Genomic DNA, 26,414 nt, shown 5'->3' with positions numbered 1-26,414 from the left:
TAAGTTTCCCTACGTTATCCCCCACAAATAGGCAGATTCCGACGTATTCCTCACCCGTCCGCCACTCGCCACCCAGGGAGCAAGCTCCCTTGTGCTGCCGTTCGACTTGCATGTGTTAGGCCTGCCGTCAGCGTTCACTCTGAGCCAGGATCAAACTCTTCACTTAAATTTTCGACCAGCCAAAGCCAATCAATGCTTTGCCCAACCCAACCCAACCGCTATTCGGTGCCGTGCGGACTTGAATTGGTTTTCTGCCAGTAGGCGATGGGAGGCATGGGCCAGGACTGTTTTTCTTTCCGTCCCACTTGTATATCGAGGCGTGGGAGGATTTCCGGTCGCACCCGCAGTAGCAACGGGGCTTCGATTTCGCGAGGCCAGCCCGAAAGTTCCAGCTGGTAATGCCATTCGTTCGTGTGTATTTGTGCGGTTTGCCGGGTATCCACATTGGGAAATCCGAAGCCCTTCAGTTCTCCGCTCAGGATGAGTGGCGTGGGCAGGGCTGGATCGACCTGGATGCGCAGGTCGGCGGCATCGAGAGTCAGGCGGTAATATCCGGCTTCGGTTTCGGGGGCGGCATGCACGTCGGTATGAAAGGGGCGTGCGAACAGCAGGCCGGTGGCCACGCCGATCACAAGCACGGTGGGAGCGGCGATGCGGAGCCATGGCGGCCACGCGCTGACTGTCGTGCTTGCTGTGTTGCGCATCATGTGGCCGGTCACCAGTAAACCCGCGGCCCAGCTTAGAACGGCGGCCCAGAGCACATCGGAAAGAAAGTGCGCGCCCGCGGCCATGCGCGCAATGCCGATGGCGCTGCCGAGCAGGAACGAGAACAATACGATGCCGCCCCCGAGTAGGGGGCGAGCCTGCGCCAGGGCGAAGCCGGCGCTTCCCACCGTAAAGCCGACCGAGCAATGCCCGCAGGGAAACGATTTGCCGACGCCCGGGGTGCCCAGTTGCAGTGGCGGGCGGTAATCGCTGTTGCCGCCCAGCGCCTCGACGTGGCGCGGGCGTGGGCGGCCGGTGAAATCCTTGCCGATGCCGTTGACCAGCAGGCCGGGGCCTAGTGCGACACTGCATAGCAGGATCAGCGCCATCTGACGAAGGCCGGTATGGGGGCGAAGGCGGGGGATGAGAAAGGTGCTTGCGGCGAAGCCCAGCGCCAGCCATGACAGCCCCGAGCCGAGCCGGTAAAGGAAGACGAACAGCGGGTGTTGCGCCAGTGGCCACGGGGTGCGCGCCGATGTCGGGTCGTGGAAAACCCGGGCGGCGGCGAGGTCGAGATCGCTGATCCAGAACGGCAGAGTGGCGATGATGGCGAGTATCAGCAGCCCCAGCCAGGCGCTGCGCAGGCGGTATGCCGGGGTATCGGTCGTGAGTGGGGTCATGGCTGTCCTTCGCGTAGGCCGGAGACCAGAACCAGGCGTAGCCGGCGCAGGCCGCGTGGATCGCCGGTTTCGCCCAGTTCGAGGAGTTCCTGGTAATGGAGGCTGAGTTCACTGGGTAAAGGCGTATCGGCGGGGGCCACCCAGATCGCTCGTGCCGGGAGTCCTTGGCGTGCGGTATCGAGTTCGTACTGGTGCGAGATCCGTCCGTCCAGATCGAGTGCGGCGACCGGCCAGGGCGCTGGTCGCAGGTAGTAGCCGAGTTGCGAGAGGAGATGTCGATCGGCGGCTAGTACCGGTGGGCTGCCTTCGCGTTCGAATATCGGTTGCAGTGTCTGGCCGAGCTCCCGCCAGCCATCGACTCGGCTATGCAAGTCGCGCTTGGGGATGTCGATGCCCGTCCAACCAGCGATGTCGCGGTAATGCATCACCGCCAAGCCGAGCAGCAGGTTGAGTGCCAGGCTGGCTGCCAGCCAGCGTCGCCGCTCCGGCCTGGCAAGCCATTGGCCGAGCAGTACGCTGGCGGCGACATAGGTCGCGGCCGCCCAGTTGGGGTTGGCGTTGGCGAAGAACGCCAGCAGGGTCATCGCCAGCAGATAGTGGAGGATGAAAGGGCGAAGGAAGCGGGTGGCGTCGTCGCCATCGCGCAGCCGGGGCAGTAGCAAAGGAAAGGCGAGCAGGCCAAAGATCAGCCACTGCGCGGCGAGGAACTCGGCGAGGTGCTGGGGATGCAGCCAGCCCGATTCGGAGGTTCGCGCAAGCTCCGCGGTGTGGCGCACGGTCTCGAAACCGGATTGCAGGTTCCACCACAGATTGGGGGCGAGGCAGGCCAGCAGCAGTGCCAACGCCAGCCAGGGCCCGGCCTTACGCCAATGATGGCGATGCGCCGGCCCCGCCAGCACCCAGAACAGGCCGGGCAGGAACATCAGCATCGAATACTTGGCGAGCGCACCGAGGCCGAGCGCGAGGCCGAGCGCCAGCCAGGGGCCGATGCCGGCCTTGCCGCGCAGTGCGCCGTGGAGGGCCAGCAGTGCGCCGGCCCAGGCCAGCAGCAGGAAGGCGTCGGGCGAGACGACCCAGCCCGACAGTGCTTGACCCGGCATCGTCATGAATAGCGCGGCGCTGGCGAGGCCGGCGCGTTGGCCGCCGAGTCGCGCGGCCAGAAGGCCAACGAGCACGCCGGTCACCGGCCAGGCCAGCAGCGCGGGCAGTCGCACGGCCCATTCGGCATTGCCGAGCAATGCGGTGCTCGCGGCGATCAGCCAGGCTACCAGCGGCGGCTTGGAGTAATAGCCGAAGGCCGGGTGCCGTGCCCATTGCCAGTATTGGGCCTCGTCGACGAACAGGCTGTAATCGTGGCTCAGCAGCCAACCGAGGCGATAGGCGAACACCACGGTGGCCATCGCCAACAGGGGGCGCCACAGGCGGTAGTGCGGAGTGGCGGCGGCGGCGGGCGGATCAAGAACCAGACTGGGCACGGAGCGCTCCGGAGGAGACGACCCAGCCTAGGCGGGCAATATGCCAGAAATGTTGCAGCCGGCCGGTGGCGATTCCGGTCAGGGTGGGAACAGCGGCAGGGTCTGGCCGAGGGCGGTTTCGTGCGCGGGTTTCGCGCGGCAGCCCCAGCCGGCGGCGCCGGCGCGCGGTGATACCTCGCCCTGCTGGCGTTTGCGTGATTCGCGGTGGGCGGATTCGGCCAGCGCCTTGTATTGGCGCTCGCGCAGGTGCATCAGTTCGTCGCCGGCCCGGGGGCGGTGGAGGCGCTCGTCCTCGGTTTCGGGCTTGGGAATGGTGGAGAAGGGGATGCGCATCGGCGCGGCATCGTGCTCCAGCGCGGTCTTCATCGTGCCGAAGAACAGTGCGTTGTGGCCGAACTTGCGGTTGATGCGGTCGAGTGCTTCGCTCACCTGGCGGGCGCGGTGACGCTCGGGCAGCAGTTCGCGGCTTTCCTGCGCGGCTTTGGCGATCTGGGTCAGCGTCACCGCCACCGACAGCGGCGGGTGGCGCCGTTCCTGCCAGCGTCCGGTTTCGCGCGCCGTTTGTAACGGGACGAGGAGGCCAGTCAGCAGGTGCAGCAGCGTGGAGGTGTCGGATAGCGATTCGAAGCCGGTTTCGCGGCTGTAGCGTTGCTCCAGCCCGACGAAGCGGACGTGCAGTTGCATGCCGCGCGCGACGTAGCCCTCGCGTCGTAGCTTCATGGCCACCTTCGCCAGCAGCTTGAACAGGACCGAGCGCATCGCTTCGAAATTGCGCAGTGCCGGGTCGAGTACGTGCGAGTGGCCAATCGAGTTTTTCACCGTCCTGCGCTCGGGCAGTTCGAAGCCGTGCAGTTGCATCCAGAAGCGTTCGCCTTCCACGCCGCCCCAGATCGCGCGTAGCCGCTCCTTGGGGGCGGCGCATAGCTGTTCGACACTTTCGATGCCGCCGGCCAGCAGCCGGGTGTGCATCGATGGGCCGATACCGCAGAACTCGCGCAGCGACAGCGCGTGCAGCGCGCCGGGCAAGTCGGCTTGCTCCAGTACGACGAGGCCGTCGGGCTTCTGCATGTCGGAGGCGGTCTTGGCGAGGAATTTGTTGGGGGCGATGCCGATCGAGCAGCGGATGGCCGCGAACTCTTCGCCAATTCGGCGCTTGACGGCTTTGGCGATGGCGATGGCGTTGTCGCGCCGGCGCTCGCGGCCGATCAGCCAGCATGGCACCTCGTCGATGGATTCGGCCTTGCCGTGCGGAATGCACTCGGCGATGGCGTCCATCAGCCGGTGGTGCATTTCGACATAGCGTCCCGGTCGCGCCGGCACCACCGCGATGCCGGGGCATTTCTCCATTGCCTCCCACACGGGGGTGCCGGTTTTGATGCCATAAGCCTTGGCTTCGTAGCTGGCGGCGATGCAGCAGGTGGTGGCGGCCATGACCGGGGCCACCACCACGGGACGGCCGCGCAGGGACGGGACGTCCTCCTGTTCCACCGAGGCGAAGTAGGAATTGAAATCGATGAACAGGCAGCGCAGGGTCATCATCGGGTCCCGCAGGGGCGGACAGTATCGGCCGGGCCGGTCTCGGCGGGCCTTGCGAACTTCACGATTCGACTAAATCCGGGGGGAGGTCGTCGGTGCCGGCGATTCGACGTCGCGGACCGAAGGCCGGGTTTCGCATTGGGCATCATGCAGGTCGCACCGGGGCTGGGACATGCAAGCGAGCCAGTGCGAAGGTGGGGTTACCGTTTCCGTGCTTCCCGCAGGGCGTCGCGCTGGAAATCGCGAATCATCCGCGTGCCGCTCAGCCGGTCATGCCACGTCAGCCCGTCGCGATCCAGCCATGCCCACCAGAATCCCAGGCCGGCGCAGGAAAAAGACAGCACGCCGGCGAGGTAGCGCCGCCACAGCCGGCCGAATGGGGCGGTGTCGCCGGCTGGCGTGACCACGTACAGTCGCCATGGCTTCATGCCGATGGTCTGGCCGCCGCGGCGCCAACTGGCGGTGGCGTACAGGCCGGTGATGGCGAGCAGGGCGATGAATTCGAGCATCCCGGCCAGGGTGTCGCTGCGGATTTCCACGCCGCCGTGCAGACCCAGCGATAGGGCGGCGATCACGAACCAGATGCCCAGCATCGGGAAGAAATCGTAGAGCAGGGCGAGGAAACGCCAGCCGATCAACGGACGATGGGCGGGAGGGGGCGATGGAACCATCGCGCAAGGATACCGGCTGGGCCGGCGCTTGGAGCCAGCGCGCGGTGGCCCTAGAGTGAGGCGATGTCCCGGATGACTCCCGCCGAACGCCGCCAGTTGATGTGCCGGCAGCCCGCCCTGCCGGTCGCCGACGAACGCTTGATCGAGCAGTTCCTCGATGCCACCTGGGCCGAACTGGGCCTGGCCCGCGCCAGCCTGGACAGTTACCGCCGTGACCTTGCCGGCTTCGCCCGCTGGCGCCATCATGCCGAGGGCGCCTTGCTGAAAAGCGATGCCGCCGATGTGTTCGCCTACCTGCGCTGGCGCGGCGAGCACGGCTACAACGCCCGCTCCAACGCCCGTCTGCTCTCGGCCTTGCGCGCCCTGTACGGCTGGATGCGCCGCCAAGGCCTGCGCGAGGATGATCCATCGGCATTATTGGCGCCGCCGCGACAGCCGCGCGGCCTGCCCAAGGCGCTCGGCGAAAGCCAGATCGAAGCGTTGTTGGCGGCGCCGGATACGACCACCCCGGCCGGCCTGCGCGAACGCGCCATGCTGGAGCTGATGTACGCCGCCGGCCTGCGCGTCAGTGAGCTGTGCGACCTGCCGGCGACCGGGGTCAACCTGCGCCAGGGCGTGCTGCGGGTCAGTGGCAAGGGCGGCAAGGAGCGGTTGGTCCCGATTGGCGAGGAAGCGCAGCATTGGTTGCGGCGTTACCTGGACGAGGCTCGGGGTGCGCTGGTCATCGGCAAGGCGGGCAGCGCGCCGCTGTTCGTCAACACCAGTGGCGGCCCGGTCAGTCGCCAGCAATGCTGGCGGCGGATCAAGACGCACGCCGTGGTGGCCGGCATCCCGCAGGAGAAGATCAGCCCGCATGTGCTGCGCCACAGCTTCGCCACTCACTTGCTGAATCACGGCGCCGACCTGCGCGCCCTGCAATTGCTGCTTGGGCACAGCTCGCTCTCGACCACCCAGATCTACACGCTGGTGGCGAAGGAAAAGCTCAAGCGGCTGCACGCCCTGCATCATCCGCGTGCCTGAGCCGATGCGCCCTTCCATCGACGGCGCGGGGCGCGTGCGAGAATGGCCGGCCGTTGACTTGAACCGAACCCGCCCCATGCCCCAAGGACACCTCATGAAGAAAGCCGCCCTCGTCGCCACCCTCGGCAGCCTGAGCATGCTGGCCTGCGCGCAGAACGACGCCCCGGCGACGCCGAAGCAGGCAGCCGCCGCGCCCGCCGCCGCCGCCGCGCCCGCGCCCAAGGCGGGCAGTGCCGACGCCCGTGCGATCGAGGCGGTGCGCAAACTCAATCCCCAGGTGCGGGTCGAGCACGTAGCCGCCGCGCCGTTGCCGGGCTTCCGCGAGCTGGTGGTCGGTGGCCAGACCCTCTACGTAAGCGACGATGGCCAATACCTGTTGCAGGGCAGCCTCTACGACCTGCGGCAGCAGAAGGACCTCAGCGATGCCACTCTGGCCAACCTGCGCAAGCGCCTGCTGGCCGAGGTGCCGAAGTCCGAACGTATCGTCTTCGCGCCGGCCAATCCCCGCTACACCGTCAGCGTGTTCACCGACGTCGAATGCGGCTATTGTCGCAAGCTGCACAACGACATCGCCGAATACAACAAGCTCGGCATCGCGGTGGAATACCTGGCCTTTCCGCGCATGGGCCCGGCCAGCGAGGATTTCCGCATCATGGAAGCGGTCTGGTGCTCGAACGACCGCAACAAGGCGCTGACCGATTCCAAGAACGGCAAGAAGCCCCAGGCCACGCGGTGCAACAACCCGGTCATGGCGCACTGGAATCTGGGCCGGCGCGTCGGCTTGCAGGGCACGCCGATGATCATCGCCGAGAATGGCGTCGCCGCGCCCGGTTACTTGTCTCCGGCCCAACTCAAGCAGTGGCTGGATACGGTGCTGGCGGGGCAATAGTCCACCTTCGCTCGGTGGCCCCGGCGGCCTGCCATCCGGCAGCCGGCGGGGATACCGCCTACAATATGCGCCCCGTAAACCCACGGTTTTCCGCGCATGATCGTGCTCGAAGGGCAGCCCGCCCTGTCGCCGTTCCGCCGCGAGCGGCTTGAAGCCCGCCTTCGCGACCTCCACCCCGCCGTCCGCCTCGTCGATACCCGCTTCACCTACTGGGTGGAGCCGGAGGCTGGGCAATCGCCCGACCTCGACCGGCTAGGGCGCATCCTACAAGCCGGCGCCGTGATCGCGCCGCGCGCGGAAGGCGCGGTCTCGAAGTTCGTTTCGCCCCGGCTCGGCACCATTTCGCCCTGGGCCAGCAAGGCCGGCGAATTGCTGCGCGGGGCCGGCCTGCCGGTCCGGCGCGTCGAGCGCGGGCTCAGGCTGGATATCGAAGGCTGGCCGGCCGATGCCGCCACCGCGCGCGGCTTGGCGCGCCTGTTGCACGACCCGATGACGCAGTCGCTGCTGGACGATGTCGCCGATGCGCGCGGGCTGTTCGCCACGCCCGAACGCGGCGAGTTGGAAGTGATCCCGCGCGCGGCGCTGGCCGAGGCCAACCGCCGGCTTGGCCTGGCGCTGGCCGATGACGAAATCGAATACCTCGAAACACGCTACGGCGAGCTGGGCCGCGACCCGCACGATATCGAATTGATGATGTTCGCGCAGGCCAATTCCGAGCACTGCCGGCACAAGATATTCAATGCCGATTGGACGGTCGATGGCGTGGAGCAGGCGCGTTCGCTGTTCCGCATGATCAAGAACACCCATGCGAAGACGCCCGAACACACGCTCTCGGCCTACAGCGACAACGCCGCGGTGGTGGCGGGCTATCCTGGCCGCCGCCTGCGTGCCGAGGGCGACGCGCGCGCGTATACGTTGCAGCCGCAGCGCGATTCCGCATTCGCTATCAAGGTGGAAACCCATAATCATCCGACCGCGATCTCGCCGTTTCCTGGCGCGTCCACCGGCGCCGGCGGCGAAATCCGCGACGAGGGCGCGACCGGCCGTGGCGGCAAGCCCAAGGCCGGGCTTGCCGGTTTCTCGGTCTCGCACCTGCGTATCCCGACGTTGCCGCGACCGTGGGAAGCGCCGCGTCCGCTCAACCCGCGCATGGCTTCGGCTTTCGAGATCATGATCGAAGGGCCGATCGGCGCCGCCGCGTTCAACAACGAATTCGGCCGGCCCAATCTCGCCGGCTACTTCCGCAGCTTCGAGATCGCCGAGGGCGATGCGCTGGTGCGCGCCTACGACAAGCCGATCATGCTGGCCGGCGGCCTCGGCGCCATCGACCCGCCGCTGGTGGAGAAGTGCCGGCTGGCCCCGGGCGACGCGGTGATCGTGCTGGGGGGCCCCGCCATGCTGATCGGTCTGGGCGGCGGCGCGGCAAGCTCGGTGGCTTCCGGCGACAGCGCGGAACATCTGGATTTCGCCAGCGTGCAGCGCGACAACCCGGAAATGGAGCGGCGCGCGCAGGAAGTGATCGACGCCTGCGTGGCGTTGGCCGAGAAAAACCCGATCCGCTCGATTCACGATGTCGGCGCGGGTGGTTTGTCGAACGCGATCCCCGAATTGCTGCACGATTCAGGCGTTGGCGGCGTGATTGACCTGGCCCGCGTGCCGAGCGACGACCCTTCGCTTTCGCCGATGCAGCTCTGGTGCAACGAATCGCAGGAGCGCTACGTGCTCGGCATCGCCGCCGAGCGCATCGACGAGTTCGCCGCGTTGTGCGAGCGTGAGCGCTGCCCGTTCGCGGTGGTCGGTTTCGCCACCGAAGAGGAGCAACTCGTCGTTGGTTACGGCGCGAGTGTCGAGTGCCGAGTGTCGAGTGCCGAGTCCCGGCACCCCATCGACCTGCCGATGGACCTGCTGTTCGGCAAGCCGCCCAAGATGCATCGCGACACCCGCCACCCCGCGGCGACGTGCTGGCCGGAGCTGGATACCGACGCCGTGGATCTGCACGAGGCCGGCCTGCGCGTGCTGTCGCATCCGACCGTCGCCGCCAAGTCCTTCCTGGTGACGATCGGCGACCGCAGCGTCGGCGGCTTGACCGCGCGCGACCAGATGGTGGGCCCGTGGCAATTGCCGGTCGCCGATTGCGCGATCACCTTGGCCGGCTACGAAGGGTTCACCGGCGAAGCGATGGCGGTCGGCGAACGCACGCCGCTGGCGTTGATCGACGCCGCCGCCGCCGCGCGGATGGCGGTGGGCGAGGCCATCACCAACCTGTGCGCCGCGCCGGTGGAGTCGCTTGATCGCATCAAGCTTTCCGCCAACTGGATGGCCGCCACCGGCCATGAGGGGGAGGATGTCAAGCTCTTCGACGCGGTGGAGGCGGTGGGCATGGAACTGTGCCCGGCGCTCGATCTCGCCATCCCGGTCGGCAAGGATTCGCTGTCGATGCAGGCGCAGTGGCAGGTGCGGGGGCCGGGGAGCAGCGAAAGCCAGAGCGAAAGCGGGTGCCAAGGCGAGAGCGGCGAGAGCGAAGGCCAGAGCTTCAAGTCGGTGTCGCCAGTGTCGTTGATCGTGACCGCCTTCGCGCCGGTGGCGGACGTGCGCCAGCAGCTCACCCCGCTGCTCGCGCGCGAGGAAGACACCGAGTTGTGGTTGATCGGTCTTGGCGCCGGCAAGCGCCGCATGGGGGGCTCGATCCTCGCCCAGTGCTACCAGTCCTTCGCCGGTGAAGCGCCGGACATCGACGATCCGCAACGTTTGCGCGGCTTCTTCGAACTGATCCGCGACGCGCGCGAGGCCGGTCTGCTGTTGGCCTACCATGACCGTTCCGATGGCGGCGTCTTCGCCACATTGGCGGAAATGGCGTTCGCCTCGCACCTCGGTCTCGACATCACGCTCGATGGCTGGGCCGACAACCACGACGACGACATCTTCGAAGTGTTGTTCACCGAGGAATTGGGCGCGGTGGTGCAGATCCGCGGCGAAGATCGTGCCGAGTTCGCCGACCTGATCGCCGAGCACGGCCTGATCGAATGCGCCCAGCGCATCGCCCGCCCGCATACCGCCGAGGACATGCGCGTGCTCTGCGATGGCGAGGTGTTGGCCGAATGGCATTGGCGTGATCTGTTCGATGCCTGGTGGGCGGTCAGCCATGCCATGCAGCGCCTGCGCGACAACCCCGAAAGCGCCGACCAGGAGCGCGAATCGGCGCGCGATTTCGAGGCCATCGGCTTGAACCCGAAGCTTGCGTTCGACCCCGGCGAGGACATCGCCGCCCCCTTCGTCGCCACCGGCGCGAGGCCGCGGGTGGCGATCCTGCGCGAACAGGGCGTCAACGGCCAGATCGAGATGGCGGCCGCTTTCATGCGTGCCGGTTTCGACGCGTTCGACGTCCACATGAGCGACCTGATCGAAGGCCACGCCAAGCTGGATACGTTCGTCGGGCTGGCCGCCTGCGGCGGCTTCAGCTACGGTGACGTACTCGGCGCCGGCCGTGGCTGGGCCACTTCGATCCTGGAGCGCCCGGCGCTGCGCGAGCGATTCGCCGCCTTCTTCTCGCGCGAAAACACTTTTTCGTTGGGCGTCTGCAACGGTTGCCAGATGCTCTCGCAGCTCAAGGCGATCATTCCCGGCGCGGCGCATTGGCCGGAACTCCTGCGCAACGCCAGCGAGCAGTACGAAGCGCGGCTGGCGCAGGTGGCGGTGGGCGAGTCGGCTTCTATCTTCCTGCGCGGCATGGGCGGCTCCCGCCTCCCGGTGGTGGTGGCGCATGGCGAGGGCCGCATGCGCTTCGCCAATGCCATCGACCAGAGCTCGGTGGCGGTGGCGGCGCGTTACGTCGATGGCGAGGGGCGCATCGCCACGCGCTATCCGGCCAACCCGAACGGCTCGCCCGAGGGCATCGCCGGCGTCGCCAGCGACGATGGCCGGGTGACGATCCTGATGCCGCATCCCGAGCGCACGCTCACCGCCGCCCACTTCAGCTGGCATCCGGCGGAATGGAATGACGCCTCGCCCTGGGCGCGGATGTTCCAGAACGCGCGGGTGTGGGTGGGGTGAGGCGCCGCGCGTGCGCATCCACGCGTTGGTGACGCGGATGGGCGGACCACGCGCGTTTGCGCCATCGCGACGGCGGCTCGGCTAAAGTGCCGCATCGTTTCCCGATCCCGAGCGAATGACCGCATCCGCGTTGCCCATCGTCCTGTTGCCCATCGGCACCGACGATGCCGCGCTGGACGCCTGCCTCGCCGCGCTCGATCGCGGCACCCCGGCGGGAACCCGGGTCTGGCTGCTCGATGACGCCCAGGCCGGGCCGCGCGGCCTGGCCATCATCGAGCACTGGCTGGAAAGTACGCGCCTGGAGGCCGAGTACACCCGCCGCCAGCAGCCGGTTGGCGAGGCGCGTCATCTGGCCGAGGGGATACACGCCTGCGGCGATCTCGACATCGCCGTACTGGCGCCCGACGCGCGCCCCGCGCCGGGCTGGCTGTCGCAATTGGCCGCCTGCCTCGCGCGCGATGCCACCATCGCCACCGCCACGCCGTGGAGCAATGCCGGCGAATGCGTGGCCTGGCCGAATATCGGCGAGGTGCGCCCGGCGCCGGCCGAGCCAGGCCGGATCGCGCATGCCGCCGCGCGCATGCCGGCCCTGCACCACGAGTTGCCGACCGCCGGTACCCACGCGGTGCTGCTGCGCGGCGCGCCGCGTGTGCGCATCGGCAAGCTCGATGGCGAGAGCTTCGAAAGCTGGGCGGCGGCGCTGACCGATTATTCGCTGCGGCTCGCGGCGATGGGCTGGCGCAACGTACTGTGCGAGACCGTTTTCGTCGCCCGCGACCACGAGCCGCTTTATGGCGATGACGATCTCGACGTGATCGCCGCGCGCTGGCCGGACTATCGGCCACGGCTGGCGCGCTTCCTGATGCAGGACCCGTTGCGGACGGCCCGCGCCGAGCTGGCCGCGTGCTACGCCGAAGCCGCCAGCGCTTCGCCGCAAGACGATCTGTTCGCGTGAGCGCGCGCGCGATCGTGGCCGTGGTGGTCGGTTACCAGAGCGCATCCACCATCGACGCGTGCCTGGCGCGCCTGCGCGCGGCCGACGGCGTGGCCGAAATCCGTGTCATCGATAACGGCTCCAGCGACGGCACGATGGAGATCGTGCAGCGCCACGCGCTGGCCGACTCGCGCGTGCGCTTTATCGCCAATCCCGACAACCCGGGCTTCGCCGTCGCCTGCAACCAGGGCGCGGCGGATTCGCGCGCGCCGTGGCTGGCGTTCGTCAATCCCGACCTGATGGTGGAGGCCGACACGCTGGCGCGTTTGCGCGCGGCGTCGGCGGCGCTTGGCGATGCGCTGCTCGGCGCCGAACTGCGCGGCGAGGATGGCGCATGCGATCCCGCCGCGCGCCGCCGCGATCCCGATTTCGCCGCCATGTTGCGTTCCAGCGCCGCGCGCGACCTCTCGGTGCCGCGTGATGTATCGAAGCCGGTGCAGGAAGTCGATGCGGTTTCCGGCGCGTTGATGCTGCTGCCACGCGCATTGTTCGAGCGCATCGGCGGCTTCGACCAAGACTATCGCCTGCATGCCGAAGACCTCGACCTGTGCCGGCGCGCGCGGATGGCCGGTGGCCGCGTGGCCATCGCCAACGACGTCGAGGTGTTGCACGTGCGCGGCGTGTCCTCGCGCGGCAACCCCGGGTTCGTGGAATGGCACAAGCATCGCGGGCTGTGGCGTTATTTCCACAAGTTCGACGCCGGCCGGCATGGTCTGCTTATGCAAACGGCGGTGTGGGCGATGATCTGGGGGCGGTTTCCGCTGGTGCTGCTGCGCCGATTGAGCGCCATGTAACGGACTGGGCGCGGGGAACACCCGCACTCGCATCCATCGCGGGGATGCGCCCACAGCTTGCTGCTCGTTTAAGAGGAATTGTCGAATGCTTGAGCCCCGTCACTATGCCGACTGCGGGCGAGCCATCGACGTGCCGGAATGGAAATACTGCCCGGCCTGCGGCCAGCCGACCCCTGCGCGTCGCATCGATTGGCATTTCCTCGGCCACGAGTTGGAGCTCAGCGTGTTGAATGAAGGATCGTGGCATCCTTCACACGCTCAATGGGCTGACGCTGAGGCCGGACATTTCATCCGCGATTACATCGAGGGAAAACGCGCGCGGCACGTCAGGCCGTTGCTGTTGATCCATGACGGCGGCCTTGTGCGTGGTGTTGAGCAAGCGCTTTCTGGATGGCGACGTGATGGGCTCCGAGGTATCGTCGGCATACGCGATGCAGGGCGCGACGCTGGAGCCCGCATGCGCGATGAGGGCTGGGATCGATACGACCATCGTGGCCAATGCCTTTGCCGCCGCCAAGACATGGATGGATCAGCACTTTGCGCTGTTCACCCTGATGTCGCTGCCGGTTGAGGCATTGGGATTCAAATGGGCTTTCCGTCGATTCAGGGAAATCAATTACCCGGAGTGGCTGGTGATCGTATCGTTTCTCACAACGCAAACCTTCGTGCTGTGGTCGCTGTCGGCGCCATTGCAGCGCATGTGGCCGGGAATCCGGCAGTGGTCATTTCTGGTGGCCGTTGGATACAACCTGTTTTCGCTGGTGCGGTGTTTCCGGGACTACCCGCGTTGGAAGAGCTTGTTGCGTGGCCTGCTTGGGTTCGCATACTTCAACTTGGCGATTGCACTTGTCACGGTTGCGGCGATCATCGTGTTGATGGTGATGGCCATGCGTTGAACGCCATTGGCGGTCTCAGCGCCAACGATTGATGTCGTCACGCAATTCGCGTGCCGCATCCGCGGCGGCCTCGGCGAAATCTTCGCCGGAAGAGGCGTACAGAATCCCGCGCGAGGAGTTGATCACCAGGCCCGTGCCATCGGCGGTCTTGCCGTTTTTTACCACCGCCGCGACATCGCCGCCCTGCGCGCCGACGCCGGGAATCAAGAGCGGCATGTCGCCGACGATGCCGCGAATCACCTTCAACTCCTCCGGAAAGGTTGCCCCGACCACCAGCGCGCAGTTGCCGGCGCCGTTCCACTTCTCCGCGATGGTTCGGGCCACATGCTGGTACAGCGGTGCACCATCGATCATGAGTTCTTGAAAGTCGCGCGCGCCGGGGTTGCTGGTGTGGCAGAGGAAGATCGCGCCGCGACCGTCGCGTTGCAGGAAAGGCTCGGCCGAATCGAACCCCATGTAGGGGTTGAGCGTGACCGCGTCGGCGCCGAAGCGATCGAACGCTTCCACCGCGTATTGCGCCGCCGTGCTGCCGATGTCGCCGCGCTTGCCGTCGAGGATCACCGGGATGTCGGGATGGATGGCGTTGAGGTGTGCGATCAGCCGTTGCAGCGCGGATTCGCCACCGTCGTGCGCGGCGAAATAGGCGATTTGAGGCTTGAAGGCGCAGGCGAATCCGGCGGTGGCGTCGGCGATGTCGCGGCAGAAGGCGAACAGGGCGTCCTCATCGTTGGCGAAGCGTTCCGGCAGGCGCGCCGGGTCGGGGTCGAGACCGACGCAAAGCAGGCTGTCGGCGGTGTGCCAGCGTGCGCGCAGGCGGTCGATGAAGGACATGACGGGCTCCCGGATCAGAGCCGCACATTCTGCCAGCCCATGCGGCCGTGGCGCTAAGCTTGTGCGCATGATCATCCAATCGTTGCTCGATACCGACCTGTACAAGTTCTCGATGATGCAGGCGGTGTTGCACCGCTATCCCGGCGCACAGGCCGAATACCGCTTCAAATGCCGCACGCCGGGAGTCGATCTGGCCCGTCATCTCGACGAGATTTCCAGCCAAATCGACCACCTCTGCACGCTGCGCTTCAGTACCGATGAGCTCGATTACCTGCGCGGCCTGCGCTACGTCAAGCCGGATTTCGTCGATTTTCTGGAATTGTTCCGGTTGCAGCGCCGCCACGTTCGGCTTGAGCCTTCGCGCACGGTGGCCGGCGAGATCGAGCTGACCATCGATGGGCCGTGGCTGCACACCATCCTGTTCGAGGTGCCGATCCTCGCCATCGTCAGCGAGGTCTGGATGCGCCATGCCGGGCCAGCCGATTTCGCCGAGGGCGAACGCCGCCTGCGCGACAAGCTGGCGCTGCTCAAGCGGTCCGGCTACGACGATTGCACCCTCACCGATTTCGGTACTCGCCGGCGCTATTCGCGCGCCTGGCACGAGCGGCTGGCGCCGTTGGCGGCGGACATTCTCGGCCCCCGGTTCGTCGGCACCAGCAACGTGATGCTGGCGCTGCGCCACGGCCTGACCCCGCACGGCACGATGGCGCACGAATGGTTGCAGGCGCATCAGGCGCTGGGACCGCGGCTGGTGGATTCGCAGAAGGCGGCGTTCGAGGCCTGGGCGCAGGAATATCGCGGCGATCTGGGCATCGCGCTGTCGGACGTCGTGGGGCTGGATGCCTTCCTGCGAGATTTCGATCTTTACTTCTGCAAGCTGTTCGACGGTATGCGCCACGATTCCGGCGACCCGGTGGTCTGGGGCGAGCGGGTCATCGCCCACCTTGAGCGCTTTCGCGTCGACCCCAGGACCAAGACGCTGGTGTTCAGCGATGGCCTCGACATCCCGGCGGTGCTGCGTCTGTACGATCACTTCAAGGGCCGGGTGAGGCCGGCTTTCGGCGTCGGCACCCATCTCACCAACGACCTTGGCCCCAAGCCATTGTCCATCGTGCTGAAGATGATCCGCTGCAACGGCCAGCCGGTGGCCAAGATCAGCGACACGCCGGGCAAGGGCATGAGTGACGACGAAGGGTATCTGCGTTATCTGCGCCAGGTGTTCGGGCTGCCGCCGTCGCGGGCCGGCTAAGCCTCAGGCCAGCGCATAACGCAGCACGAACAGCGCCGCCACCAGCCACACCGCCGGGTGTACCTCGCGCCAACGGCCGGTACCGGCCTTCAACACCGCGTAGGCGATGAAACCGAAGGCCAGACCGTTGGCGATGGAATAAGTGAATGGCATGGCCAGCGCGCACAGCGCCGCCGGCACCGATTCGGTGATGTCGTTCCACTCCACGTCCACCAGCTCGCGCAGCATCAGCCCGGCGACGAACAGCAGCGCCGGGGCCACCGCGTAGCTCGGCACCATCATCGCCAGCGGCGACAACAGCAGGGCGGCAAGAAATAGCAGCGCCACCACCAGCGCGGTCAGGCCGGTGCGGCCGCCGGCCTGCACGCCGCTGGCGCTTTCGGCATAGGCGGTGGTGCTGCTGGTGCCGAGCAGCGAGCCGGCGATGATCGCGCCGCTGTCGGCCAGGAGCGCGCGGCCGAAACGGCGCTTGCCGTCAGCCAGCTTCATCAGCCCGGCGCGGCTGGCCACGCCGTAGAGCACGCCGGTGGCATCGAAGACCTCCACCAGCACGAAGACCAGCACCACCTGCAAGAGCACGGCCAGCGGCGCGCCGCCATCGTGGTGCAGCAGGCCGGGCAGGTCGAGTCGCAGCAGGGTGGGCGAGAGGCTGGGCGGCAGCGAGACGATGCCCTGGTACTTGATTTCGCCCAAGAGCCAAGCCGCCGCCGTCACCGCCAGGATGCCGATCAGGATCGCGCCGCGCACCTTGCGCGCCTCCAGTATCGCGATCAGCAGAAAGCCGCCCAGCGCCAGCAGGGGCGGGGCGTGATTCAGGTGGCCGAGCGTCACCAGCGTGTCGGCGTTGTCCACGATCACCTGCGATTTCTGCAAGGCGATGATGGCGAGGAACAACCCGATGCCGGCGACGATCGCCGAACGCAGCGAGGCCGGGATGCCCGCCACCAGCCATGCGCGCACGCCGGTCAAGGACAGTGCCAGGAACATCAACCCGGAGATGAACACCGCCGCCAGCGCCTGCTGCCACGGCAGGCCCGAGGTGCCGACCACGCTGAAGGCGAAGAAGGCGTTCAACCCCATGCCCGGCGCCATGCCGACCGGGAAATTGGCGGCGAACGCCATGATCAGCGAGCCGATGGCGGCGGCGAGGCAGGTCGCCACGAATACCGCGCCGGCATCCATGCCGGTGGTGGAGAGGATGTCCGGGTTGACGAACACGATGTAGGACATCGTGAGGAAGGTGGTCAGCCCGGCCAGAATCTCGGTGCGGGCATCGCTGCCGTGCTGGCGCAGCTTGAACAGGCGTTCGGCGAGGGACATGGCGGGGTCAGCTGACGATGATCGGTTTGCCGGGCGTCACGATCGCGGCGCGTTCGAACCGTGTCGCCGCCGCTTCGCGCATCGCATCGGGCATGCCGCGCGCCAGGCCGCCCGCGCGATCGAGGCCGGCGCTGTCGTCCTGGTGCGGTAAGGTCATGGCGGGGCGCTTATTTCAGAGCCTTGAAGCGCAGCCGCTTGGGCGCGGCGTCATCACCCATGCGGCGCTTCTTGTCTTCCTCGTACTCGCGATAATTGCCCTGGAAGAATTCCACGTGGCTGTCGCCCTCGAAGGCGAGGATGTGCGTGGCGATGCGGTCGAGGAACCAGCGGTCGTGGGAAATCACGAAGGTGTTGCCGGGGAATTCCAGCAGGGCGTCTTCCAGCGCGCGTAGGGTTTCGATGTCGAGGTCGTTGGAGGGTTCGTCCAGCAGCAGCACGTTGCCGCCCTGCAACAGCGTCTTGGCCATGTGCAGGCGGCCGCGCTCGCCGCCGGACAGCGTACCGACCAGTTTTTGCTGGTCCTGGCCCTTGAAGTTGAAGCGGCCGATGTAGGCGCGCGACTGGATTTCCACGCCGTTGATGTTGAGGATGTCCAGGCCGCCGGAGATTTCCTGGAAGACGTTGTGGTTGCCTTCCAGCTTCTCGCGGCTCTGATCCACGTAGGACAACTGCACCGTCGGGCCGATCGCGATCTCGCCCGAATCCGGCTTTTCCTGCCCGGTGATCATCTTGAACAGTGTCGATTTACCCGCGCCGTTGGGGCCGATGATGCCGACGATCGCGCCCGGTGGCACGATCATCGAGAGGTTGTCGATGAGCAGGCGGTCGCCGAATTTCTTCGAGACGTTCTTGAACTCGATCACCGAATTGCCCAGGCGCTCGCCCGGCGGGATGAAGATTTCGTTGGTCTCGTTGCGCTTCTGGTAGTCCTGCGATTGCAGCTCTTCCAGGCGGGCGAGACGCGCCTTGCCCTTGGAGCGGCCACCCTTGGCGTTCTGCCGCGACCATTCCAGTTCTTTCTGGATCGCTTTCTGGCGGGCCTTTTCCTGGCTTTCCTCCTGCTTCAGGCGCTCGTCCTTCTGCACCAGCCATTCGGTGTAGTTGCCCTTCCACGGAATGCCACGGCCGCGATCGAGTTCGAGAATCCACTCCGCCGCGTTGTCGAGGAAGTAGCGGTCGTGGGTCACGGCGACCACCGTGCCGGTGTAACGGGCGAGGAATTGTTCCAGCCATTCGACCGATTCGGCGTCGAGGTGGTTGGTCGGTTCGTCCAGCAGCAGCATGTCGGGCTTCTGCAACAGCAGGCGGCACAGCGCCACGCGGCGTTTTTCGCCGCCGGAGAGCTTGCCGATCCTGGCGTCCCACGGCGGCAGGCGCAGGGCGTCGGCGGCCACTTCCAACTGGTTTTCCAACGTGTGGGCGTCGCCGGCGGCGAGGATCGCCTCCAGCCGCTCCTGTTCCTTCGCCAGGGCGTCGAAGTCGGCGCCCTCTTCGGCATAGGCGGCATACACTTTGTCCAGCGCGGCCTGGGCCTGTAGCACTTCGCCGACGCCTTCCTCGACCGCTTCGCGCACGGTCTGCTCCGGGTCGAGCTGCGGCTCCTGCGGCAGGTAGCCCACCTTGATGCCGGACTGCGGGCGGGCCTCGCCTTCGAAATCGGTATCCACGCCCGCCATGATCTTGAGCACGGTCGATTTGCCCGCGCCGTTCAGGCCGAGCAGGCCGATCTTGGCGCCGGGGAAAAAGGACAGCGAGATGTCCTTGATGATCTGCCGCTTCGGCGGCACCACCTTGGACACCCGGTTCATGGTGTAGATGTATTGCGAGGACATGGAGTAGCTTCCGATCGATGGGATGGCGCGCGCCGGGCCGGTGTGTCGGCGCCTGGGCGCCGGAGTCGAGCCGGCAATTATAAGCGATGCCGCCTGGATGGCCCGGTCGTCGGGGGCGGTATCGTCATTTCCTCGGTGCGTATTCGCCATGGCGCTTTGGCGCGGAAGGCGCGTGTGGTGTGGCGCGGCCTGTGCTGTTCGAAGTGGACGGCATGACGCGCGATGCTGGCGGTACCGCCAACCGGCCGAGGGGGCGCGGCCGCCCAGGTCAATGTGGCTGGCGTGATAAATCCATCGCGGCCCATGAACAGTTTTATGGGCCGATGCGGCGACTTGCATGGCAATCGGTTCGATGTGGCGCACGACCCGGGGCGTGCAGTCGCATTTCAGCTTGATGCACCCGGTGTCCTCAACCCCGTGGATGGCGGGAGAAACCATTCATCGACCAATTCGACCAGCGTTGCCGCGAGGGTTTCATCGCAAAGAGGAAACCAAGGTCGTCGTCCGCTTCGCTAGAAGCGGATACAGCGCATCAGGACATTGACCGCCCGCGCGCCGGTCGGTGCCGTACCAGTTACGGGTAACTGCTCAGAATTGAGTGGTCAAGTCTATCCAGCCTTGGGGCAGTACGTGTATCAGCTGGGCTTCCAGCCACTTGTCGAAACCACTCAAAATGGCAATGCCGACCAGCAGCACCATTAGTCCGAATATTTTCTTCACGCGATGCATATGACTGAGCACCCATCCGCGTGCCTTGCCAATTCCCTGGCGTGAGGCATACGCCACGGCTACCAGGACCGAAGCCGCACCGAAGCCGAACATGCCCAGGATGAGCGTTCCCCGTGTTGCGCCTCCCTCCGTCGCTACTACGGCCAATGCGCTGGCCAACATGGGGCCTGAACAAGGGCTCCATACCATGCCCAATAAACCGCCCGTGGCGAATGCGCCGTGCAGTGACCCGCCATCCAGCCGCATGGTGGCTCCATGGGCGCCATTGGCCAGCGGGGTAATGAGGCGAGTAAACCATTCATTCATGACGGGTACCAGCATCACCAGACCGAAACTGATCAACAGCCATGCGCCCGCCGTGCGGATCAGATCCTGGTCGATACCCAACGCGTCGCCCGCCATGCCAACCAGCAGCCCGAGCATGGCGAACATGCTTACCATGCCGGCGCCCATGGCCATGGGCGCCCAGCGGTTGGCCTGCAAGGTTCCTCCCAGTACCAAGGGCAATAGGGGAAAGACGCAGGGGTTAAGTGTCGTCAAACTGCCCGCCAACCAAGCCAGCCCGAGTTCGGTGAATGTGATCATTGTTGTCCTCCGGCCTGGCCAGGGCGAATACCGGGCCTGAGCGGTTCGAAAATATATTCACACCCGATCATGGCGCGCGTTGTCGGTGGCGCGAGGGTAAGCGCTTCATTCGGCATGGCGTGCGTGTGTTGCGACAGCGGCAAGCATCCTCGAGGTCAAGGCCAAACCGGCTCTGATGGCGGCTGGCGAGCGGCCCGATTTCTGCGGTTACCTCCGCCCCCCGAATGAGGGGCGTGAACCATGGCGGATACCCTCGGCGCTGAAATGCCATGACCCCGAGTGCCAAGCCTGCGAGTTTTGCGCCACCCGAGACGATAAACACGAGAGATGGCGGAATATCTGGTGATTTGGCTCTCGTATCGGGCTCTTCGAGATTATGTTCGTTGCGGTTGGGTTGGGGCGTGCTATGAGTCCCCCGAGGGAAGTATTTGAAAATAATCATTCAAGTGCGGCCTTCGCTCGTCGCAGTGGCTGGGGATGTTGAATTGAATCGACAGTTTGCGTGGGGTTTCATGACGCGCCCCGGGTGGGCCATGTGTACGGAGGTGCGCGTCTCACATTGCCTTGACGAGTTCGGCCTTGATGTCGTCCGCTCGGGTTTTTCCATTCACTCGCGTGATCTCCTGTGTGCCCTTGAATACTACGATGATCGATTGAGAGCGCACTTTCATGTTTTTTCTGAGATCTTTTTCCTGGTCGTAGTCGGCTACCAGTACTGTCATGTTTTGCAGTTGAGGATCGGTTTTTAGGCCGTTGAGTGATTTGGCCTGGCGGATGCAGGTAGGGCACCAGTTGGCATGGAAGTGCACGGCCACGGGCTTGCCTTGTTGCTGGATTTCGGCAAAGGCGTCCGGGCTGAAAGGCTTGATTTCGAGAGCGGATGCCCATGTGCTGATTGCCATGAGGGACGCCGCGATGACGATTTTGAAAGTTCTTGAGATGTCCGAGAAGGTCATGGATTTCTCCGTAGTCATGTTCAGGATATGTTTGAATGGGGTGTCTATCTATTGCTCGCGAGTGTTGCCTTGCACTGATTCCGGTAGTGCCAGACCACGCCGAGGAACACCAGGTCCTTGAGAAGGAAGAAATTGGTGACGGGCATGCCGTCGACCACTTTCCAGGCCCCCGGCATGGTCAGCAGGAAGCTGAGAGTCACCAGGAAGGTGGCGATGGCTCCCCAACTGCTCCAATAACCGATACGAGGTCGCCAGAGCCCGACCACCAGCCCGACGGCGATCACTAACTCGACCGTCCCGATTAGATTGGATACCCCTTGCTCCGAAAAGAGGCCATGGAGCCAGTTCATCAGGGGATGGCTCGCCACCATGGGGCGAATGGCTGCCGCCTCGGTTGGAGTGAACTTGAACACACCGATCCAGAGTAGGGTCAGCACCACGCCGCCCAGGGCGACTAGAAAGCCTTTGTCATATCGTTGCATACGGGTGCCGTGCTTAATGAATCAAGGGAATGGCCGGGAAATCGATCTCGGTGGCTGCCAGATGGTTGCCGTAGTTGGTCAGGGTATTGATCGCCACCTGGCCCAATACCTCGAGCACCAGCTCGTCATCCAACCCGGCGCCATGGGTGTTGGCAAGCTGTTCGTCGCTGATGACGCCCCGCTGGTCGACCAGTGCGACCGCTAGTTGCAGCAAAGCATGATCGAGGGGATCCGATGCATTCCCCTGGCGGGTTGCCTGAATGGCTTCTAGCGTGTAGTCCGCTTTGCCGGCCAGCAAGGTGTGAGCGGACAGGCAGTATTGGCAGTTGTTGGCCTGGCCGATGGCCAATGCCGGCAGCTTGCGTTGACGGGCGGTCAGCCGTCCTTTGCCAAGGGCGCTGGTGGAGGCTAGAAAGCCGTCGAACGGCGCCGGTGGGTGGGCCAGGGTCGCGTAGAGGTTGGGCGCCATGCCGAGATTGCGCTGCATGGCGGCAAATCCGGGGGCGACGACGGCAGCGGGGCTGAATACGGGTTCAATGCGGCTCATGGCCGTACTCCTGCTATCTATGTCATGAAGGAACGAGAGCAGTTTGCCGTGATTGATGGTATAGATCGTCGCCCAGAGTCTTTAAATGGCCACCATTCGTCTCAAATATGGACCCTCTCTCGATTCTCCTGGCGCATATCCCTCCTCGCGCCCAGCTCTTCTTTGCCGGCAACCTGTGCCAGTACTCCCATAGTCGCGATTATCCGGCGGGTGGCTATCTGCATGTACTACGCAGCGGTGAACTGACTCTTCATCAAGAGGGAGCCGAGTCGCGCTTGCTGGCCGAGCCGACGCTGATTCTTTTTCCGGGAGGGCACCCTCACAGGATGGAACCATCTCAATTGGGTGGCTGTGATCTGGTGTGTGCCGTCGTCTCGTTCGGAGCGGGGGCGACCTCTCCGCTGCAACTGGCATTGCCTGATGCGCTGGTGCTTCCGCTGCGCGAGATACCTTGTTTGGCATCGCTGCTGACCCTGCTCTTTGATGAGGCGTTCACCGCCCGTTATGCTCAAGAGCCGGTGCTGACCCGGTTGTTGGAGGTCTTATTGATCCTGTTGTTGCGCCATATGGTGGAGCATAGGCTCTGCCAGGAGGGGATTCTGGCCGGTTTGTCCGATCCGCGGCTGGCCCGTGCGATCGCGGCCATGCATCTACGTTCGGAAGAGGGCTGGACGGTTGCGACATTGGCGCGGGAGGCGGGGATGTCCCGCGCCCGTTTTGCCGCCTATTTTCAAGCGCAGACGGGGCTTTCGCCCTTGGGGTATCTAACCGAGTGGCGGCTGTCGCGAGCTTGCCAGCGGCTGCTGGCGGGGGAGTCGATTTCGCAGGTGGCATTGGGGGCGGGATACAGTGGAAGTACCACCTTCAGCCGGGCCTTCGAGCGAAGGCTGGGAGTGAGCCCGGGGCGTTGGCTCAAGGGGCGGCAACTTGAGGCCGATGATCGGGTGATGAAGCGGGCGCCATGAATGCGATTCATGCTGAAACAGCGCTGGCGGCTTGCGCGCATGCAATTGCCGGGCGCAATGGTTCCGGGGCCGTCCTGGCGGAGAGAAGATCGGTGGTGGCGGTGAGTCGAACTGCCTCAGCATGGTCTCGATTTGTGCCGCTTTGGCCCGGTGCGCACATCCGCCGCTGGGCGGTTTACCAGTGGCGTTGGTACGTGGCCGTCAACGTGATACCGGCTGCCGGCAGGCGGCTGGTGTTGTCATCGCTGCGCATCAGCTGGCTGAACAGTGGATAGTAATAACGGTTGAACAGGTTCTCGATACCCACGCTGAGCGTGTCCTTCTCATTGATCTGGTAACGGCTGATCAGGTCGACGGTGGTATAGCTGTTGATGTCGCGCCGCCCGAAACCGCTCCGGCCGTTGAGGCGGTAGTCGCGGCTGCCGTAATAGGCGACTTGCAGGCGATTGCTCCACTGGTGGACGGGCCGGTACTGGATATGGGCGGTGAGTTTCAAAGGCGGGATGCGGTAGCCCGTCATGCTCTGGAATTTACTGCCGCCCCGGAGCTGCTCGCGTCCGCTGATCCAGGTGAAAGTGCCGCCGCCGCCCCAAATGTCGCTGTCGCTCAGATAATCCGCCGAAGCCTCGATGCCGGAGATATGTTCTTTTGCGCGAGTCAGGACCAGCCCGTTTTCGAAAACCTGCACGTTCCCCAGCTCCGAGGTCGTGCGGAACAGGGCAAGATTTGCCCGCGTGTTGCCGAACGAGCCGCGCCAGCCGATTTCATGGTTGTTGGTCTTGACCGCTTCCAGGTTGGACGAGTGGATGTCGAAACCGGGACGTGCGTTGCGAATCTGCACGCCGATGTCGGGCAATTGAAAACCCTGGTTGAACGAGGCGTAGAACTCCTGGCCTGCCACCGGCGAGTAAGCCACACCAATGTTGAACAACCAGACACGGTAACTCACCGTGCCGCCATTGACTGAGACCGGGTTGCCGACCTTCGATTGCGACAGGGGCACAAAACCGTCGAAGCTGGCGCGGGCGCGTTCATGGCGCAGCCCGCCCTCCATCGACCATCGCTCGTTGAACCTGTGTCGAAGTTGTCCGAAAAGGCCGCCGCTGCGGGTCGTCAGGGGCGGCATATAGATCAACGAGCCGGTTTTGTTGAAAACCAAGCCGCCGCTGCGGTCGTAGGCCGCGGGGTCGAATATGTCTAGTGGCATGTCGCTGCGCTCCTGGTTGTAGTCCGCACCCCACAGCAATTGGGTCGCCTTGGCTGGGCCAAGCGGCGTGCTGATGGACAGACGCCCGCCCCAGACCTCGCTGTTCTGGCTGACCTGATCCACATTGCCGCCGCGGGTGGATACGGCGCGCGCGTCGAATGGCGGAAAACGGGTGAAGTAGTCGCGGTAATAGGCTTGGGTGGACAGGGTGCCGCCAAGCAAGTCGAGATTCTGGTAACTCAAATTGACCAGGGTATTGCGCAGCGCGTTCTGGTTTTCAAGTTGCAGCTCGCGAATCGCGCGCGCCGTGGCGGAGCCGGCCGGCAGCCACGCCACGGATGGGTCCGGGGCGTAGCCGGTGTGCTGTTTGGCCTGATATTGGCTGACGCCCAATTCGATGTGCTGCAGGTCGTTGATGCGCCAGCGCAGCTTGCCGCTTGCGCTGTAAGCGTTGGAATCAAAAAGATCGCCTTGGCTGGGCTCGGGGGCAAGGCGTTGTCCGTGGGCGTCGTAGCTGCCGCCGATGCGCTGCGCTCCCAGGTGGAGTGCATAGTCGAGCGGGCCTGAGCTGCCGGAGAAGTGCTGCTGGAGGTTTGCGTTCAGCCCGTCCTCGTCCAGCCGTGTCAGCGGGCTACCGAGTGTGATGGTGGTATCCGCGCCCGAGGGGCCACCCGGGGGACGGGTGGTGATCGAGATGATGCCGCCGCTGGCGTTGGCGCCGTAGATCGCGCTGCTGCCACGCAGGACTTCGATACGTTCGATGTTGCTGGGGTCGATCGCGGCCAGGTTGCGTGCCGTATCCCGGTTGGTGTTCAGCGGGATGCCATCCACCAATATCAGCGCGCCGCGTCCGCGAAGTGTCTGGCCGAAATCCGTGATCGTGCGGCTGGAGTCGGCCATGCCGGGGGGCGCATGGTCGCGAGGTTGCTGGAGCCGGCTCTCAGCGCTTCGATCTCCTCGCGTTCAAGCACCGTGACTTGCCGCGTCGGGCTTACCAGGTTGTTCTTGAGCCGACCGCCCTGGACGACGACGGTACTCAGTACGGTCTTTGTAGTCTTGGGCATGCCGTGGTCATGAGCGCGGGAGGAAGGGTTCGTACCGGCGGTGGATCGGGCGCCTTCGGTGTCTTGGCTGGCGGCATTGGCCGTCGTCGCTATCGGTAAACTCGTCGCGGCCGCGGTGATGATGAGCATGATGGGGCCGAGTCGATGGCTGCCCGCCAGAGAATTGGTCATGAGGAGGTCTGCTACCTTGGCGATATGAGGGGCGTATGGACTTCGTTGTATCTAATGAGATTTGTTCTCATCTGTAACTCGCCTAAAATTTGATCCGTTGGCTCGATGCTTACCGTCTCGCTGACGGCCAGTACAGCCGGCCAATTACGGCGGATACCGGCTTGCCATCACCATTTCGCCGTGGATAGTCCGATGGCGGGCTGGGAAGACGACATCACCCGTGTCGTCGTGCCACGTCGAGCTTGGTCGTATCGGGTGGCCGTCATCGACCCGCGTACCCGGCGGGTGTTCGGTTACAACTCGACCGGAGACATGCCCGGTGATTGGGCCAGGCAAGCCAGGTTCGTGGGGTTCGCGCCAGGCATGAACAGGAAGCGCCATGTCGGGAATAAAGCGGCGGTGAAAAGTTGCTTTGCCATGTTCAAGGACGTGGCGGTCACAGGGGTGAAGCCAGGGCCGTCGTCCACGTCGCATTGCCCGTTGCGTTCATGGCTTGCATGGTTCCGTACACAGGTATTCAACGCTTGATTGGCTGTTGCGCAACGAGCACGTCAGAAAATGCGCGGGGCGCTTGTTCCCTTGCCGTTCGGCGGCTGCGCCCGTGGGACTGCTTCCTTCATCCCCTGTCCCCCTTCCCTTTTTGCTGTGAATCACATTCTCATGACCGGCCCGCGCGGGGTTTCGGCTTGCTGTTGCTGCCGGTTCAACGCCTCGGCTATCTCCCGCTCGCGCGCGGCCTGCTGCTCCAGGTTGTATGCCCGGCCTT

Annotated in this window: 23 protein-coding genes and 1 rRNA gene; 9 read left to right on the top strand and 15 right to left on the bottom strand. The window is 65.1% G+C overall.

Annotated elements, in window-relative coordinates; translation table 11 throughout:
- The 5 genes from EBB59_RS12595 to EBB59_RS12575 all read right to left on the bottom strand — a co-directional run.
- Nucleotides 1–166, bottom strand: a 16S ribosomal RNA gene (locus EBB59_RS12595); the annotation flags it as partial.
- A gap of 52 nt (nt 167–218) precedes the next feature.
- A complete protein-coding gene (locus EBB59_RS12590) occupies nt 219–1,385 on the bottom strand; it encodes a phosphatase PAP2 family protein (protein WP_122102502.1) in 1,167 nt (388 codons plus the stop codon).
- Nucleotides 1,382–2,860, bottom strand: coding sequence for a glycosyltransferase family 39 protein (locus tag EBB59_RS12585; protein WP_122102501.1), 1,479 nt, complete (start codon nt 2,858–2,860; stop codon nt 1,382–1,384). Before EBB59_RS12585 ends, EBB59_RS12590 begins: the two co-directional genes overlap by 4 nt.
- A gap of 78 nt (nt 2,861–2,938) precedes the next feature.
- Entirely contained in the window at nt 2,939–4,396 is a 1,458-nt protein-coding gene (locus EBB59_RS12580) for a DNA polymerase Y family protein (RefSeq protein ID WP_158601808.1), read from the bottom strand.
- Between the two features lie 200 nt (nt 4,397–4,596).
- The gene (locus EBB59_RS12575) at nt 4,597–5,067 is read right to left on the bottom strand and encodes an RDD family protein (RefSeq protein ID WP_122102499.1); all 471 of its coding nucleotides are present in this window, start codon (nt 5,065–5,067) and stop codon (nt 4,597–4,599) included.
- Nucleotides 5,068–5,130: 63 nt separating this feature from the next.
- Between EBB59_RS12575 and xerD the strand changes: the two genes are divergently transcribed.
- The 6 genes from xerD to EBB59_RS12545 all read left to right on the top strand — a co-directional run bounded on the left by xerD (nt 5,131) and on the right by EBB59_RS12545 (nt 13,710).
- Nucleotides 5,131–6,087 carry a site-specific tyrosine recombinase XerD gene (gene xerD, locus EBB59_RS12570; protein ID WP_122102498.1) on the top strand — a complete coding sequence of 319 codons (957 nt, stop codon included), beginning with the start codon at nt 5,131–5,133 and terminating at the stop codon, nt 6,085–6,087.
- A gap of 94 nt (nt 6,088–6,181) precedes the next feature.
- Nucleotides 6,182–6,976, top strand: coding sequence for a DsbC family protein (locus tag EBB59_RS12565; protein ID WP_122102497.1), 795 nt, complete (start codon nt 6,182–6,184; stop codon nt 6,974–6,976).
- A 96-nt stretch (nt 6,977–7,072) separates the two neighbouring features.
- Nucleotides 7,073–11,026 (top strand): phosphoribosylformylglycinamidine synthase, encoded by a 3,954-nt coding sequence (gene purL / locus EBB59_RS12560; RefSeq protein WP_122102496.1) that lies wholly within the window; start codon nt 7,073–7,075, stop codon nt 11,024–11,026.
- 115 nt (nt 11,027–11,141) lie between these two features.
- Nucleotides 11,142–11,981, top strand: a complete 840-nt coding sequence (locus EBB59_RS12555) for a glycosyltransferase (RefSeq protein WP_122102495.1) — start codon at nt 11,142–11,144, stop codon at nt 11,979–11,981.
- Entirely contained in the window at nt 11,978–12,814 is an 837-nt protein-coding gene (locus EBB59_RS12550) for a glycosyltransferase family 2 protein (protein ID WP_122102494.1), read from the top strand. Before EBB59_RS12555 ends, EBB59_RS12550 begins: the two co-directional genes overlap by 4 nt.
- A 347-nt stretch (nt 12,815–13,161) precedes the next feature.
- Nucleotides 13,162–13,710: a hypothetical protein gene (locus EBB59_RS12545; RefSeq protein ID WP_122102493.1), complete on the top strand. Its 549-nt coding sequence runs from the start codon at nt 13,162–13,164 to the stop codon at nt 13,708–13,710.
- A 15-nt stretch (nt 13,711–13,725) separates the two neighbouring features.
- Here the strand turns inward: EBB59_RS12545 and pyrF are convergent, their stop codons facing one another.
- Complete coding sequence (gene pyrF, locus EBB59_RS12540; RefSeq protein ID WP_122102492.1) at nt 13,726–14,541, bottom strand: orotidine-5'-phosphate decarboxylase; 816 nt, start codon at nt 14,539–14,541, stop codon at nt 13,726–13,728.
- A 67-nt stretch (nt 14,542–14,608) separates the two neighbouring features.
- On the opposite strand from pyrF, the gene pncB reads away from it, so the two are divergent.
- On the top strand, nt 14,609–15,790 hold the full coding sequence (pncB, locus tag EBB59_RS12535) for a nicotinate phosphoribosyltransferase (protein ID WP_122102491.1): 1,182 nt from the start codon (nt 14,609–14,611) through the stop codon (nt 15,788–15,790).
- Nucleotides 15,791–15,793: 3 nt separating this feature from the next.
- On the opposite strand, the gene EBB59_RS12530 is transcribed toward pncB, so the two are convergent.
- The 7 genes from EBB59_RS12530 to EBB59_RS12505 form a co-directional block, all read right to left on the bottom strand.
- Nucleotides 15,794–17,110: an NCS2 family permease gene (locus EBB59_RS12530; protein WP_122102490.1), complete on the bottom strand. Its 1,317-nt coding sequence runs from the start codon at nt 17,108–17,110 to the stop codon at nt 15,794–15,796.
- A gap of 7 nt (nt 17,111–17,117) precedes the next feature.
- Nucleotides 17,118–17,267 (bottom strand): hypothetical protein, encoded by a 150-nt coding sequence (locus tag EBB59_RS13920; protein WP_158601807.1) that lies wholly within the window; start codon nt 17,265–17,267, stop codon nt 17,118–17,120.
- A 10-nt stretch (nt 17,268–17,277) separates the two neighbouring features.
- The gene (gene ettA, locus EBB59_RS12525; RefSeq protein WP_122102489.1) at nt 17,278–18,942 is read right to left on the bottom strand and encodes an energy-dependent translational throttle protein EttA; all 1,665 of its coding nucleotides are present in this window, start codon (nt 18,940–18,942) and stop codon (nt 17,278–17,280) included.
- A gap of 588 nt (nt 18,943–19,530) precedes the next feature.
- The gene (locus tag EBB59_RS12520) at nt 19,531–20,256 is read right to left on the bottom strand and encodes a cytochrome c biogenesis CcdA family protein (RefSeq protein WP_122102488.1); all 726 of its coding nucleotides are present in this window, start codon (nt 20,254–20,256) and stop codon (nt 19,531–19,533) included.
- A gap of 554 nt (nt 20,257–20,810) precedes the next feature.
- Nucleotides 20,811–21,212 (bottom strand): thioredoxin family protein, encoded by a 402-nt coding sequence (locus EBB59_RS12515; RefSeq protein ID WP_211327752.1) that lies wholly within the window; start codon nt 21,210–21,212, stop codon nt 20,811–20,813.
- Between the two features lie 44 nt (nt 21,213–21,256).
- Entirely contained in the window at nt 21,257–21,694 is a 438-nt protein-coding gene (locus EBB59_RS12510) for a DUF417 family protein (protein ID WP_122102487.1), read from the bottom strand.
- Nucleotides 21,695–21,707: 13 nt separating this feature from the next.
- Nucleotides 21,708–22,241 (bottom strand): carboxymuconolactone decarboxylase family protein, encoded by a 534-nt coding sequence (locus EBB59_RS12505; RefSeq protein WP_122102486.1) that lies wholly within the window; start codon nt 22,239–22,241, stop codon nt 21,708–21,710.
- A gap of 107 nt (nt 22,242–22,348) precedes the next feature.
- On the opposite strand from EBB59_RS12505, the gene EBB59_RS12500 reads away from it, so the two are divergent.
- Nucleotides 22,349–23,206, top strand: coding sequence for an AraC family transcriptional regulator (locus tag EBB59_RS12500; protein WP_122102485.1), 858 nt, complete (start codon nt 22,349–22,351; stop codon nt 23,204–23,206).
- Nucleotides 23,207–23,381: 175 nt separating this feature from the next.
- Here EBB59_RS12500 and EBB59_RS12495 read toward each other — a convergent pair whose 3' ends face one another.
- Both EBB59_RS12495 and EBB59_RS14100 read right to left on the bottom strand, forming a co-directional pair.
- Complete coding sequence (locus EBB59_RS12495; RefSeq protein ID WP_245979319.1) at nt 23,382–25,313, bottom strand: TonB-dependent receptor; 1,932 nt, start codon at nt 25,311–25,313, stop codon at nt 23,382–23,384.
- Nucleotides 25,250–25,606 carry a hypothetical protein gene (locus EBB59_RS14100; protein ID WP_211327751.1) on the bottom strand — a complete coding sequence of 119 codons (357 nt, stop codon included), beginning with the start codon at nt 25,604–25,606 and terminating at the stop codon, nt 25,250–25,252. Before EBB59_RS14100 ends, EBB59_RS12495 begins: the two co-directional genes overlap by 64 nt.
- A 234-nt stretch (nt 25,607–25,840) precedes the next feature.
- Between EBB59_RS14100 and EBB59_RS13575 the strand changes: the two genes are divergently transcribed.
- A complete protein-coding gene (locus tag EBB59_RS13575) occupies nt 25,841–26,176 on the top strand; it encodes a hypothetical protein (protein ID WP_147455594.1) in 336 nt (111 codons plus the stop codon).
- The last annotated feature ends 238 nt before the right edge of the window (nt 26,177–26,414 follow it).

It is taken from the genome of Solilutibacter pythonis (assembly GCF_003697345.1).
Taxonomy (GTDB): domain Bacteria; phylum Pseudomonadota; class Gammaproteobacteria; order Xanthomonadales; family Xanthomonadaceae; genus Solilutibacter; species Solilutibacter pythonis.
The sequence above is the reverse complement of the archived record's forward strand: the minus strand, read 5'-3'. Positions and strand labels throughout refer to the sequence as shown.

Excerpts from the sequence above, each read along its gene's own strand:
- EBB59_RS12510 (WP_122102487.1), bottom strand. The coding sequence starts at position 21,694 with ATGCAACGATATGACAAAGGCTTTCTAGTCGCCCTGGGCGGCGTGGTG.
- EBB59_RS12580 (WP_158601808.1), bottom strand. The coding sequence starts at position 4,396 with ATGACCCTGCGCTGCCTGTTCATCGATTTCAATTCCTACTTCGCCTCG.
- EBB59_RS12515 (WP_211327752.1), bottom strand. The coding sequence starts at position 21,212 with ATGACCTTCTCGGACATCTCAAGAACTTTCAAAATCGTCATCGCGGCG.
- EBB59_RS14100 (WP_211327751.1), bottom strand. The coding sequence starts at position 25,606 with ATGCTCATCATCACCGCGGCCGCGACGAGTTTACCGATAGCGACGACG.
- pncB (WP_122102491.1), top strand. The coding sequence starts at position 14,609 with ATGATCATCCAATCGTTGCTCGATACCGACCTGTACAAGTTCTCGATG.
- ettA (WP_122102489.1), bottom strand. The coding sequence starts at position 18,942 with ATGTCCTCGCAATACATCTACACCATGAACCGGGTGTCCAAGGTGGTG.
- EBB59_RS12505 (WP_122102486.1), bottom strand. The coding sequence starts at position 22,241 with ATGAGCCGCATTGAACCCGTATTCAGCCCCGCTGCCGTCGTCGCCCCC.
- EBB59_RS12555 (WP_122102495.1), top strand. The coding sequence starts at position 11,142 with ATGACCGCATCCGCGTTGCCCATCGTCCTGTTGCCCATCGGCACCGAC.
- purL (WP_122102496.1), top strand. The coding sequence starts at position 7,073 with ATGATCGTGCTCGAAGGGCAGCCCGCCCTGTCGCCGTTCCGCCGCGAG.
- EBB59_RS13920 (WP_158601807.1), bottom strand. The coding sequence starts at position 17,267 with ATGACCTTACCGCACCAGGACGACAGCGCCGGCCTCGATCGCGCGGGC.
- EBB59_RS12545 (WP_122102493.1), top strand. The coding sequence starts at position 13,162 with ATGACGGCGGCCTTGTGCGTGGTGTTGAGCAAGCGCTTTCTGGATGGC.
- EBB59_RS12495 (WP_245979319.1), bottom strand. The coding sequence starts at position 25,313 with ATGGCCGACTCCAGCCGCACGATCACGGATTTCGGCCAGACACTTCGC.
- EBB59_RS12565 (WP_122102497.1), top strand. The coding sequence starts at position 6,182 with ATGAAGAAAGCCGCCCTCGTCGCCACCCTCGGCAGCCTGAGCATGCTG.
- xerD (WP_122102498.1), top strand. The coding sequence starts at position 5,131 with ATGTCCCGGATGACTCCCGCCGAACGCCGCCAGTTGATGTGCCGGCAG.
- EBB59_RS13575 (WP_147455594.1), top strand. The coding sequence starts at position 25,841 with ATGGCGGGCTGGGAAGACGACATCACCCGTGTCGTCGTGCCACGTCGA.
- EBB59_RS12590 (WP_122102502.1), bottom strand. The coding sequence starts at position 1,385 with ATGACCCCACTCACGACCGATACCCCGGCATACCGCCTGCGCAGCGCC.
- EBB59_RS12575 (WP_122102499.1), bottom strand. The coding sequence starts at position 5,067 with ATGGTTCCATCGCCCCCTCCCGCCCATCGTCCGTTGATCGGCTGGCGT.
- EBB59_RS12500 (WP_122102485.1), top strand. The coding sequence starts at position 22,349 with ATGGACCCTCTCTCGATTCTCCTGGCGCATATCCCTCCTCGCGCCCAG.
- EBB59_RS12530 (WP_122102490.1), bottom strand. The coding sequence starts at position 17,110 with ATGTCCCTCGCCGAACGCCTGTTCAAGCTGCGCCAGCACGGCAGCGAT.
- EBB59_RS12520 (WP_122102488.1), bottom strand. The coding sequence starts at position 20,256 with ATGATCACATTCACCGAACTCGGGCTGGCTTGGTTGGCGGGCAGTTTG.
- pyrF (WP_122102492.1), bottom strand. The coding sequence starts at position 14,541 with ATGTCCTTCATCGACCGCCTGCGCGCACGCTGGCACACCGCCGACAGC.